General features: G+C 67.9%; 9 protein-coding genes and 1 tRNA gene. 4 read left to right on the top strand and 6 right to left on the bottom strand.

Annotated elements, in window-relative coordinates; genetic code table 11:
• Nucleotides 1-465: M1 family aminopeptidase (locus tag VF662_RS05725; protein WP_464138837.1), on the top strand; the 465-nt coding region annotated here is incomplete at its 5' end.
• A gap of 31 nt (nt 466-496) precedes the next feature.
• On the opposite strand, the gene VF662_RS05720 is transcribed toward VF662_RS05725, so the two are convergent.
• Together VF662_RS05720 and VF662_RS05715 are read right to left on the bottom strand one after the other, a co-directional pair.
• Nucleotides 497-1279 (bottom strand): hypothetical protein, encoded by a 783-nt coding sequence (locus tag VF662_RS05720; RefSeq protein WP_464138836.1) that lies wholly within the window; start codon nt 1277-1279, stop codon nt 497-499.
• A gap of 103 nt (nt 1280-1382) precedes the next feature.
• Entirely contained in the window at nt 1383-4727 is a 3345-nt protein-coding gene (locus VF662_RS05715) for a hypothetical protein (protein ID WP_464138835.1), read from the bottom strand.
• Nucleotides 4728-5117: 390 nt separating this feature from the next.
• Here VF662_RS05715 and VF662_RS05710 point away from each other — a divergent pair, with 390 nt between their 5' ends.
• Entirely contained in the window at nt 5118-6572 is a 1455-nt protein-coding gene (locus tag VF662_RS05710; protein ID WP_464138834.1) for a pyridoxal phosphate-dependent decarboxylase family protein, read from the top strand.
• On the opposite strand, the gene VF662_RS05705 is transcribed toward VF662_RS05710, so the two are convergent.
• Together VF662_RS05705 and VF662_RS05700 are read right to left on the bottom strand one after the other, a co-directional pair.
• Complete coding sequence (locus tag VF662_RS05705) at nt 6569-7396, bottom strand: class I SAM-dependent methyltransferase (protein ID WP_464138833.1); 828 nt, start codon at nt 7394-7396, stop codon at nt 6569-6571. The two genes, VF662_RS05710 and VF662_RS05705, sit on opposite strands and share 4 nt — an antisense overlap.
• Nucleotides 7393-9069 (bottom strand): MFS transporter, encoded by a 1677-nt coding sequence (locus VF662_RS05700; protein ID WP_464138832.1) that lies wholly within the window; start codon nt 9067-9069, stop codon nt 7393-7395. Before VF662_RS05700 ends, VF662_RS05705 begins: the two co-directional genes overlap by 4 nt.
• A 143-nt stretch (nt 9070-9212) precedes the next feature.
• Between VF662_RS05700 and VF662_RS05695 the strand changes: the two genes are divergently transcribed.
• Nucleotides 9213-10334 (top strand): acyl-CoA dehydrogenase family protein, encoded by a 1122-nt coding sequence (locus VF662_RS05695; protein WP_464138831.1) that lies wholly within the window; start codon nt 9213-9215, stop codon nt 10332-10334.
• Nucleotide 10335: 1 nt separating this feature from the next.
• Nucleotides 10336-11055 (top strand): winged helix-turn-helix transcriptional regulator, encoded by a 720-nt coding sequence (locus VF662_RS05690; RefSeq protein WP_464138830.1) that lies wholly within the window; start codon nt 10336-10338, stop codon nt 11053-11055.
• A 36-nt stretch (nt 11056-11091) separates the two neighbouring features.
• Here VF662_RS05690 and VF662_RS05685 read toward each other — a convergent pair whose 3' ends face one another.
• Both VF662_RS05685 and VF662_RS05680 read right to left on the bottom strand, forming a co-directional pair.
• Nucleotides 11092-11508 carry a hypothetical protein gene (locus VF662_RS05685; RefSeq protein WP_464138829.1) on the bottom strand — a complete coding sequence of 139 codons (417 nt, stop codon included), beginning with the start codon at nt 11506-11508 and terminating at the stop codon, nt 11092-11094.
• Between the two features lie 370 nt (nt 11509-11878).
• Nucleotides 11879-11953 (bottom strand) — tRNA-Thr (locus VF662_RS05680).
• Between the last annotated feature and the right edge of the window lie 66 nt (nt 11954-12019).

The following is a 12019-nucleotide window of genomic DNA, read 5'->3' as shown; positions in this document are numbered from 1 at the left end:
CCGCAATCCGGCTGGGTGATCGTGCATGAGCTTGCGCACATGTGGTGGGGCAATCTCGTCACCACCGCCACCTGGCGCGACTTCTGGCTCAACGAAGGCATCACCACCTTCATGACCGCAGCGTGGAAGGAGCATCGCTTCGGGCCCGCAGCCTATCAAGGGGAGCTGGACGCCGCCCGGGTTCGCCTCGGCCGCGCGCGCGAGGCGGGGTGGGATAAGCCGCTGGCGTTCGGCGGCGACTATCCCTCCCTGGGCATGAGGCGGGCGATCCAGTACAGCAAGGGCGCCCTGTTCATGGCTCATCTGCGGACGATGCTGGGCGATGCGGCATTCTGGGCGGGGCTGAAGGCCTTTACCCGCGAGAATGCCGGCGGCACCGTCACCAGCATCGACCTTCAGCATGCGATGGAACGCGCCAGCGGCCGCGACCTTTCAGCGGTGTTCGCCGAATGGGTCTACGGATAGCGGCCGCTGGTTCGCCGCCGCCGCGGACGCGTCAGCGAAACAGGGAAGCCGGCGGCTGCGTCCCCGCTCCCTTCTGCACCGTCTTCACATAGCTGTTCCCGGTCCAGCGGATCGTCGCCATCCACCAGTGCGGCGTCAGATAGCCCGTCTCCTCGTCCCAGACGTACCAGACGTTGGAGCTCTGGAGCGCGGCTGAGGAGGAGAGGACGCGCTTGCCGTGGCCGTAGATCGTATAGGCGCCGAGGCCGTGCATCTTCACGACCGCGACCCGCTCCGGCGCCAGCCCCGCCCAGCGCGCCTCGTCCGCCGCAATCGCTGCGCCGACGAGCGGCTGCAGAGTGGCGAAGGCAGGCTTGCAGAAGCGCTGCTCGACTTCGTCGATGCTCATCGGATCCTGCCCGTTGAGCCTGAACGTCTGCGCCGGATTGACCTTGCGGATCTCGGCGATGCCGTCGAGGCAGCCACGAACGTCGCGCATCAGGAACTTCGCCATATTGAGGTCGCTCCGGTCCGGAAGCTCGTTGTCGATCCCGTAGAGGACGATCCGGAGCGCGGCATCGGCGGCATCCTGGGTCTTCTTCACCAGCGGCGAAGGGGGCGTGTCGTCCGCTTGCCGGATCCCGAGCGCCGCATTGCCGCCGCCGGGCACCATCGACGTCTGCGGGAGCACTTGCTGGGGGCGCGGCAGCTTCAGCTTGCGGAGCGGAAGCGAGAGGCCTCCGGGCAGCGCGAGCTGAGCGGCCGATGGGGAAGGGACGGCGGAAAAGAGAGCGGCGAGGCAGAAAGCCGGGATCGCAAAACGGTTGCTGTTCATGTTCATCTCCATTGCGCCTGCGGCGCAGCATATTTGGGGATCGAAGAGGAGTTGCCGGGAAGGGGTGGCGGAGGGGCTAAGCGAGCCCCTCCGCCCCGCGCGCTTACCAGGCGACCTGGAACCCGGCGCGGGCGCCGACTTCCTTGCTCCGGAGCGCCATTCCGAAGCCCGCCGACACGCTCGACATCCGGCCGGTGGCGGCGCTGATCGCCGTCGCGACCGCGGTCTTGCCGTTGAAATAGCCGACCCCGCCCGACATGGCGAAGCGTGCGCCCGCGGGAACGTTCGGCGAGTCCAGCGCCAACGCTACGGCAACGCCTTCATTGGCCCGTTCGGCTTCGCGGCTGGTCACCTTGGCAAGGTCGAACAGCGCCGCCGTCTGGTCCTGGAGCATCGCGATCGACGAGCTGTGCTGCGCGAAGCCGCTCTGGAGCGCACCGATCTGCTGGGACTGAACGCTGTTCAGCGACTGAATGGCGCTGATCTGGTTCGCCTGCGCGACGTGCCCGGCATCGAGAACCGCGATCTGCCGGCCGTGCGTGTCCGCCACCGACTGAAGCTCCGACGTCGCCGACTGCAGCGTGCCGATCTGCGCCGAGTGCGTGTTCGATGTCGCCTGGAGCGCCCCGATCTGCGTCGAATGCGTCGCCGACGCGGTCTGGAGCGTGCCGATCTGCGCGGAATGCTGAACGGCGGTCGAAGCGAGCGCGCCGATCTGCCCCGTATGCTGCGCGCTTGCCGACTGCAGCTCGCGGATCTCGCCGCTATGCTGCGCCGAGGCGGACTGAAGCGCGCCGATCTGCGTCGTTTGCTGCGCGGCGATGACCCCCAGCTGACCGATATGGGTGGTGTGCTGGGCCGACGCCGACTTCAGGGCGCCGATCTCCGCCGAGTGCGTTGCTGATGCGCTCTCCAGGTTGCCGATCTGCGACGTGTGCTGGGCGGCGATGGAGCCCAACGTCTTGATGTCGCTGGTGTGCTGCGCCGATGCCGACTGCAGCTCGCCAATCTGCGTGCTATGCTGAGCCGAGGCGGACTGCAGCTCGCCGATCTGCGTGCTATGCTCTGCCGAGCTTGCCTGAAGCGCGCCGATCTGCATCGTATGCTGTGCCGACGTTGTTTGCAGCGCACCGATCTGCGTCGTGTGCTCTGAGCTGGTCCATTCCAGCGCCCCGATCCGCCCGCCATGGTTGGCGACCGTCGACTGCAGCCCTTGGACGGCCGGGATCAGCGAGGTGTTCCAGCCGAGGGTGCCGTTCTGGTCGACGGTGGCGACGCCGATCTTGCCGCTCTGCGCGGCCGTGCTCGCAATGATATCGCCGACGGTGACGGAGCTGCCGGTGCCGCCAAGCATGATCTGGTTCTGACGAGTCGTCGCCGCCCGCACGCCCAATGCGACCGAGTCGGCATGCGCCGCTCTGCTGTTTTGGCCGATGGCGACGGCGCTCCTCTGGTTGGCCAGGGAGTCAGCGCCGATGGCAATCGCGGCATCAGCAGTCGCTGTGGCATTCATGCCGAAGGCGGACGAGAGATAGCCGGTTGCGAGAGAATAATATCCCAGGGCCGCGCTTGCCACGCCTTTCGCCTGGGCGCCGAAGCCGAACGCGGAGGAGCCGTTGCCGGATGCAAAGCTTTGCGAGCCGATGGCGGTCGTATTCTGGTTGCCTGCATTCGCCCAGCGGCCGAGCGCGACGGCTTCCGATCCGCCGGCGACGGCGGCGACGCCGAGCGCAGTGCTCATGGAGCCGGTCGCGACGGAGCCCGAGCCGCCCGCGAAGGCGGACTCGCCGAGCGCCGCGGCACCCGAGCCGATTGCCACGGCGCCTGCCGTCTTCGCCTGGCTGCTGCTTCCGACGGCCGTGGCGGCCCAGCCGGACGCCACCGCATTATCGCCATAGGCGCTGCTGTTGACGTTCGATGCAGTCGAATAGCGGCCCGTCGCAGTAGCGCCGGACGCGCTGGCGGTGGCATGGGCGCCAAGCGCCGTCGCCGTATCGGCGGAGGCCGAGGAGGACGCGCCCACCGCAGTGCTTTCGTGCGCGGATGCGGAGGCGAGGGAGCCGAAGGCGCTTGCCGAACTGCCCGTGGCGCCGGCGTTCTGGCCGACGGCCGTGCTCGCCACGGCGCCCGCTTCGGCCTTGTAGCCGATAGCCGTGCCGAATGCGCCTTTCGCTGCGGCATCGGCACCGACGGCCGAAGAGAAGCTTGCCGCAGCGATCGCGCCTCCGCCCACGGCGGTGGAATCGGTGCCGCTGGCTTCGCTAAACTGGCCCAGCGAGGTGGCATGCTCGCCGGTGGCCTTCGCGCCTGCGCCGTAGGCGGAGCTCGTAACCGCGGTCGCCTGTGCGCCGCTTCCCGCGGCCGTCGAGTTCCACCCGCTGGCGATGGTCATGGTGCCGAGGGCAGTGCTGGAAAGGCCGGTCGCTGCCGCGTGGGTGCCGAAGGCGCTGCTGAAATCGCCCTTTGCGGACGTGTTCATGCCGAAGGCGTTGCTGTGGCCGCCCGCTGCCGACGCGGTGAACCCGTAAGCGGCGGCGTTCATTCCGGTCGCGATGGCGCCGGCGCCCGTGACCGTGGAATGGGCACCGCTTGCAATGGCACCGGTGCCGACCGCCGTCGTGTCCGAGTTCGAGGCTTGCGCACCGTCTCCTACCGCGATCCCGCCGGATCCGAACGCCTGCGCGTACGATCCGACCGCAGTCGAACGGAGACCGGAGGCGGTCGAGGCCCTGCCTACGGCGGTCGCTTCCTCGGCGGTGGCCCGCGCCGATTGGCCGAGCGCGGTGGAGTATTTCCCGATGGCGGCGGCGGTCTCGCCCACCGACACCGACATCACTCCGGAGGCCGAGGCGTCGGTTCCAACGGCAACCGAATAGCCGCCCGACGCCGCGGCGCCGTTGCCGAGGGCGGTGTCGGCGGCGCCTTTCGCTGACGCGCTCCCGCCGATGGCGGTGCTGCTCGAAAACGCGGTGGAGCTGCCGGTTCCGAGCGCCATGCTCCCGAAGCCGTTGGCCCTTGCGGCGGTGCCCAGAGCGATTGCAGCAGCGCCCGGCGCGCGGCTGAGGGTGCCGATCGCGATGGAGGATTCGCCCGAGGCGATGGCCACATAGCCTGCAGCGATCGAGTCGCTCGCCAGTGCTTGAGCGCCGTAACCCAAGGCAGTCGCCTTGCCGCCCGTGGCTTCGCTGCCGAGGCCGAAGGCCGCGGTGAAGTCGCCCGACGCCTTCGAGTTTGTCCCGACTGCCGTCGCGCCGTCGCCGGTCGCCTTGGCATCGGCGCCGACCGCGGTCGCCGAATTACCGGAAGCGATGGCGTTCACGCCGCATTCGGTCCTGAACGGGCCCGGAGCGTTGCATTCGGGGGTGCCGTCGGCATGCGCCGGAGCGAGCGCCACGATGTTGGCGGCCGTGACGAGCAGAGCGGCCTTGATCTTCAAAGTCCTGGTCATAGCGAATTCCTTCGTTCCTGGAGCCCTGGCGGGCTTGCTGAATGACGGTCCGGGAACCCGCTGTTTCGATGCCCCCGGCAAAGCGTGAGCTCTCGTGATGAGAAGCCGCCGCTCTTCATGTCGGATGACGGACCGAGGGGTTTTGCTTCCAGTTCTTTAAGTGAACCGCACGGTTTCACTGTGCATGAACTCAGAGACGCGGCGGTAACGCCCGCAGATACTGCAGTGCTTCGAGCAGGAGGGAAGCTTATATTTTCGATCTTCAGCCTATGCTTACGAGTGCTAGCGGTTCGATTTTAGAACCGATTGGTTTCGCCCGCGCGTCTCCGCCATTCCGTCGAGGCGGGTGAGCCGCTACGCTCCTTGAGCCGCCGAAACCGGAGATCGCGATTGGACCACGACATCGAAGACTCAGCCGATGCGGCCACCCGCGCTCTCAGCCGCGCCGCTGCGCACGCCAGCGCTTATCTCGCGGCGCTCGACAGGACATCCGTTTCTCCCACTCTGTCCTCCGCCGAGGTTAGAGCCAGCCTCGATAGCGAGCTGCCGGAGGAGGGCCTGCCGCCGGACAAGGTGATCGAAGACTTGGTTGCGGCAGCTGAAGGAGGGCTGATCGGATCCGCCGGGGGGCGCTTCTTCGGCTGGGTCATGGGCGGGGCGTTGCCGTCCGCTCTTGCGGCCGACTGGTTGACGAGCGTCTGGGACCAGAATGCGGCGCTGCACGCTTCCGGCCCGGCGGCGGCGATCGTCGAGGAGGTGGTCGGCCGCTGGGCGAAGGAGCTGATCGGTCTTCCGCCGGAAGCGAGCTTTGCGCTGACCACCGGCTGCCAGATGGCGCATGTCACCTGCCTCGCGGCGGCGCGGCACCATCTGCTCGCGGCACGGGGATGGGACGTCGAGGCCCGCGGCTTGTCGGGGGCGCCGCCGATCAGTTTGCTTGCAAGCGACGCCGTCCACGGCTCGATCGAGCGGGCGATGCGGCTGCTCGGAATGGGCACCGACAGGCTCGTCCGGGTCGGCGCCGACGGCCAGGGAGCGCTCCCCGCCGAGGGCCTGGCCGCTGCTCTGGAGGCGCTCGAGGGCGCGCCCGCGATCGTCCTGCTGCAGGCCGGCGACATCAACCGCGGCGCCTTCGACGACTTTGCCCGGCTTGTGCCGATCGCAAGGGGAGCCGGAGCGTGGATCCATGTCGACGGCGCATTCGGCCTGTGGGCCGCGGCGGCGCCCTCAAGACGGCACCTCGTCCGGGGAGTGGCGCTTGCCGATTCCTGGGCCACGGACGCCCATAAATGGCTGAACGTCCCCTATGACAGCGGGCTCGCATTCGTCCGCCAGGCCGGGGCGCACCGCGCCGCCCTCTCGCACCGCGCCGCCTACCTCGTCCACGCCGAGGAGAGCCGCGACCAGATCGACTGGTCGCCCGAATGGTCCCGCCGTGCGCGCGGCTTTGCGGTCTACGCAGCTTTGCGCGAGCTCGGGCGGGCAGGGGTGGCCGACCTGATCGAAAGAACCTGCGCGCATACCGAAGCGCTGGTGGAGGGCCTGGAGAGGATTCCCGAAGTGGAGGTGCTGGCACGTCCGGTGATCAACCAGGCTCTCGTCCGCTTCCCCGATCCGGCTGCGGGCGCCGGGGATGCGGAGCACGACCGCAGGACCGATGCGGTAATTGATGCAATCGTCACGGACGGGGAAGCCTTCTTCGGCGGCACACTCTCGAACGGCGTTCGGGCGATGCGGATCAGCGTCTGCAACTGGCGCACGACCGAGGAGGACGTCCGCCGCGCGGTGGCGGCGGTCGAACGGGCGCTGGCGAGCGTCGGGCCTTCGAGCGCCCAAGCCCTTTAGACCCACTTCCCGCCGCTCGCGCATTTGCGGCCGGCGCTCTGCACGACGGTGAAGCTACGGCCTGTCATGCCGCCGGCAGCGGCCGAGACGATGCGCTCGCAGCAGCGGGCAAGCACGTTCTCGCTCAGGATATCCGGCACCAGCCGAGGACGAAGCGACATCGCGAACTGCACCGGCAGCTGCAGGTACGGGTGCCCTGCTTCGAGGTCGAGCGCGACCGCCTCGCTGCGGACCTCCTTCACCCCGTGCCGGCGGAGGAGCTCCGCAACTCCCGCGCCGGCATCGAAATCGCCCCCTGCCGTTCGAAAGGCGGCAAGGATCGCGCTCTTGAGCAACGGCCATTCGGGCGGCTCGGGCGAGTAGGACCAGCTGTCCGAGTGCGGCTCCTGGACGAGGAGCAGCCCGCCAGGCTTCAGCAGCCGGAGCGCCTCCGCCACCAATTCGTCCCCCCGGCCGGTGGGAGCAATCAGGAAGCGGATGTGAACGGCGTCGAACGTTTCCTCCGGCAAACCGGTGGCGAACGCATCGGCTTGCACGACGGAGACGTTTCTGAGCCCGCGCTGCCGCGCATGCCGCCTGGCGCATTCGACCTGCATCGGGTCGAGATCGGCCCCGGTTATGGAGCCGCCGGGGCCGACGAGCCGCGAGAGCACCGGCAGCGCGCCGATCGCTCCGCAGCCGAGGTCCAGCGCCTTCGCTCCCTTCTGGATGTGCAGGGTCTTCAGCCAGGCTTCGGTCGCCGGCTCCCACACCGCCGATTGGAGCCTCAGCCTTTCAACCTCGGCGGCACTGTCGGCGAGGAGATAGTCGCAGTGGGGCTTCATGCGAGCCGCCCCGCCGTCCGAAGGCCGAGGCGCAGGCGAGGACGCCCTCGCAGCGTCTCCGGCACGACCAGGATCGTCGTCACTGCGCCGACCGCGGCAACGGCGACCGGCCACCAGAGCCCCATGTAGATGTCGCCGCTCGCCGCGACGAGCGAGAAGGCGACCGCGGGCAGAAGGCCGCCGAACCATCCGCCGCCGATATGGAGCGGGAGGCTCATCGCGCTGTAGCGGATCCGCGTGGGGAACATCTCCACCAGCCATGCCGCCTGCGGACCGTAGAGCGCGGACGCGGCAGTGATCAGGACCAGAAGGATCGAGAGCGTCCGCCAGAAATCGAGCCGGTCCGGATCGGCCTTGGCGGGGTAGCCGTGCGTCTCGACGCTCGCGGCCACCAGCTTCGAGAAGGCCTTTGCTTCGGCTGCCGCCTGTTCCGGCGAGGCCTGCCGGAGATCCGGCACGCTGATCGTGTCCGCGCCGATCGAGATGAGTGCGGCCGAACCCGCGGGAGCGTCGCTCCGCGCATAGCTGATGCCCAAGTCGGCAAGCGTGCGCCGGGCGACGTCGCAGCCGGTGACGGGTTTCCGCTTGCCGACCGGGTCGAACATCGCGGTGCAATCCGCGGGAGCTGCGGCGACCTCCACCGGGCTCCGCTCCATCGCCTCGGCCAGCGCCGGATTGGCGGCACGGGTGAGGGCGTGGAAGCCGGGGACGAAGGCGACGGCGGCAAGCATCATCCCGAATGCCATGAGCGGCTTTCGCCCGATCCGGTCGGCGGCCCAGCCGAAGAAGACGTAGAGCGCGACGCTGACAAGAGTGCCCAGGAGGAACAGGAGGGTGACCGTCTGCGGATCCACCTTCAGCACCTTTTCCAGGAAAAATTGCGAATAGAAGAAGGCGCAATACCAGACCGCACCCTGCGCCATGGTCACGCCGAAGAGCGCGATCAGCACGCGTTTCAGGTTCGGCCATTCGAGGAATGCCTCACGAAGCGGCGCGCGGCTGGTCTGGTCCGAGAGGCTCATCAGCATGAATTCCGGGCTTTCGTTGAGCCGCAACCGAAGCCTCAGCGACAATGCCAGCGGCACGACGGAGAGGAGGAAGGCGAGGCGCCAGGCCCAGCTCTCGAACGCGGCCTCGCCGAAGGTCCAGCGGAGCATGAAGGTCACGCCGAGGGCTGCGATCAGGCCGAACGCCGCCGACGACTGGATCCAGGAGGTCAGCCAGCCCCGGTTCCGCGGCGAGGCATGCTCGGCGACGTAGGTCGCCGCTCCGCCATATTCGCCGCCGAGCGCCACGCCCTGGAGGAGGCGAAGCGCGACGAGGAGGATCGGAGCTGCCGCGCCGACGTGTCCGTAGGTGGGGAGGATGCCGATCAGGAACGTCGCCGCGCCCATGATCGAGACGGTGAGCAGGAAGCCGATCTTCCGGCCCTTCCGGTCTCCGAGTCGGCCGAAGATCAGCGCTCCCACCGGGCGCATCAACGGTGCGGCCGCGAACGTGCCCAATGCGAGCAGGAATGCTGCCGACGGCGGCACGCTGCTGAAGAAGTGCTTGGCAAGCACCGATGCAAGCGCGCCGAAAAGGAAAAAATCGTACCATTCGAATGCGGTGCCGATCGATGCGGCGATGATGACCCGCCGCAAGACGCCGCGGGAAGCTTTGTTCCGTTCCACTTGAACCTCCATTTGAAAGACGGAGGAAAGATGAAGGAGGCGGCCGCATCGCCTCCAGTTCTTTAAAAGAACTAGCCGGTTCTTCTCCGATCGGTCATCTTTGCTGCCACGGCCGACGAGGCCGGGGGCACAGGGACACGACGATGTTGACGACCAGGACCAGCTGGAAAAACGCGCTTGCGGCCGTTCTTCCCGATATCGCCGCGAAAGCCGAGGACCACGACCGATCCGGGTGCTTCGTGAGCGAGAATATCCAGCGTCTCAAGGAGACCGGCCTGTCGGCTGCCGCGGTGCCGGACGAGCTTGGCGGCTTCGGCTGCAGCCAGAGCGAGCTCGCCGAGATGCTTCGGATGCTCGGGCGGGCGTGCGGATCGACGGCGCTCGCTTTCTCGATGCACACGCACCTCGCCGCCACCGCCGCGTGGCGGTGGCGGCGGGACGGCTCGGCCGAGCCGTTGCTGCAAAGGGTGGCGGACGAACGCCTCATCCTCGTGAGCAGCGGCGGCTCGGATTGGATCGACGGCTCGTGCGCCCTCACGAAAACCGACAGCGGATATCTGATCAGCGGCCGGAAAGTGTTCGCAAGCGGTTCTCCGGCCGGCGATCTCCTGGTGACGACCGGCGTGCTGACGACGGAGGAGGGGCCCTTCGTCCTTCACTTCCCGCTGGCCCTCGGCGCCCCCGGCGTCGAGCGCGTCGACACCTGGGATACGCTCGGAATGCGCGGGACCGGGTCCTTCGACATCCTGCTCTCCGACGTTTTCGTGCCGGAGGAAAGCGTCTCGATCCGTCGCCCAGCGGGCCGATGGCACGAGGCGATCCATCTGGTCACCAAGATCGCGATCCCGCTGATCTACGCCGTCTATGGAGGGATTGCCGAGGCGGCGCGCGACACAGCCGTCGAGATGATCCGGCGAAGGCCCGCGGCCGCGGAAAGCGAAATCGCGGCGGGCGAAATCGAGACCTTGCTGCACCAGCTCCGGCTGGCGCTCGCCGACATGATCGGGCTTAGCGAGGAGGGCGAACCCGGCTTCGAGACGAGCAACCGCATCATGATGAGCCGTTCGATCGCAGGCGAGACTGCGATCCGCACCGTCGAAAAAGCGCTCGAAGCGGCGGGCGGCGCGGGATTCTACCGGCGGACGGGACTGGAACGCCTGTTCCGGGACGTCCAGGCCGCCCGTTACCACCCGCTCCAGCTTTCGCCCCAGCGGCGGCTCGCCGGCCGCATCGCGCTGGGCCTCGACCCCGACGGAGGAAATTGAGATGCCGAGTCAGGCGCGCCAGGGGTACCGCCAGTTCTGCCCCGTCTCCAAGACCGCCGAGATCTTCGCCCAGCGCTGGACTCCTTTGCTGGTCCGTGAGCTTTGCTTCGGCCCCAAGCGCTTTTCGGAGCTTCAGTCGGCGCTGCCGCTCATGTCGCGCTCGCTGCTGGCACGACGCCTCGACGAGCTCCGGGCGAGCGGGGTGATCGAGACGGAGGCCGCGGGCAACAGCCATGCCTACCGCCTCACCCGCGCGGGCAACGAATTGCGGCCGCTCATCGAGGCGATGTCGATCTGGGGCCAGCGCTGGGCCCAGCATGCGATCGTGCCGGACGACCTCGACCCCGGGTCGCTCTTATGGTCGATGAAGCGTCAGATCGAGGCGTCCGGCGGCGATTGCGGCGAGATGGTGGTGCGCTTCGACTTCCGAGGCCTCCCGCCGGGCAAGCCGGCGCTCCGCTATTGGTGGCTGGTGCTGTCGGAAGGCACGGTTGACGTCTGCATGCAGGATCCGGGGCGGGAGGCGGACGTGTCGTTCGAGGCGGACCTTACCACCCTGGTCAACGTCTGGCTCGGCTACGAAGGCCTCGACGTGGCGCTGCGGGAGAAACGGCTGAGCTTCCACGGCTCGCCCGGTCTCGTTGCGCAGCTGCGGGCAATCCTCGACCTGCCGTTCAGCGCCCAGGAAAAGACCTTCCGCTATCACGCCCCCGTCAGATAGGCGTCCACGAAGAGGCGCTCGCGAGGCGCCGCCGGTTCAGCTGAGGAATGCCGGGAACGTTGTCGCGGCGGCCACGGCTCCCGCCCATGTCGCCACGGCGACATAGATGCCAACCTTCAGCAGGCTGAGGGGCTTTGGGGGATAGGCCGCCTTCATCATCTCTGAAGCGACAAGCGAATAGGCTCTGCGCCAGGCCTTCCGCATCTCGTCGTCGGGGCCGGGCTCCAGGACGTAATCCAGCGCGTCGATGAGCAGGGCGCCGACGATCGCATAATGACGCGGCTTGACGCCGCTGCAAGCGTAACGGAGCGCCTGCTCCTCGGCAGCCGGGAAGAGCGGCTCGAGCTTCTGGAGCGATCCGAGCACATATCCGATCGCCTGCATCAGCAGCCGCGCCTGCCGGGGCAGTTCTTCGGGCAGGAAATTGGTCAGGCGGCGATCACGGATCCGCAAGAGCTCGAAGAAGACCGCGGCGAACTCGAGCTTCAGAGGGAGGAGAAGGGCGTGGGTTTCGCGGATGAGTTGCAGCTGGCGGGGAGTAAGGCACGCTCCGGCCTCCAGGGTCCCCGGGCATCGCCGCTCGGCAGTGCCGCAGCTCCGCGAAGGAGAAGTCGCGGGAGGCGCAGCGGGTAGAGCTTTGGCCATAGGAGATACCTCAGGTCTGGGCGGCATCCGCAAAGCCTGATCCGCTCCGATCAGGTGCCGTCCTCTCCCCCGAATTGCCGCGCTCGCTGGCTTCCATTCCAGTTCTTTAAGTGAACCGCGGCCGCTGCCGGTCCTTCGTGCCGGATATCGCAGTCTCTCATGGAGATGGCTGCGTCGGTGGTGCCGGGTGAGGGATTCGAACCCCCGACCTTCGGTTTACAAAACCGCTGCACTACCACTGTGCTAACCCGGCGCGGGCTCCCAATGCTTCAGAGCACGCCGAAGGTCCAGCCCTCGCTTTCGGCGATTTCCGGGGTCA

The sequence above is a fragment of the Allosphingosinicella sp. genome, assembly GCF_036387215.1.
GTDB lineage: Bacteria > Pseudomonadota > Alphaproteobacteria > Sphingomonadales > Sphingomonadaceae > Allosphingosinicella.
This window is presented reverse-complemented; position numbering and strand designations above follow the sequence as displayed.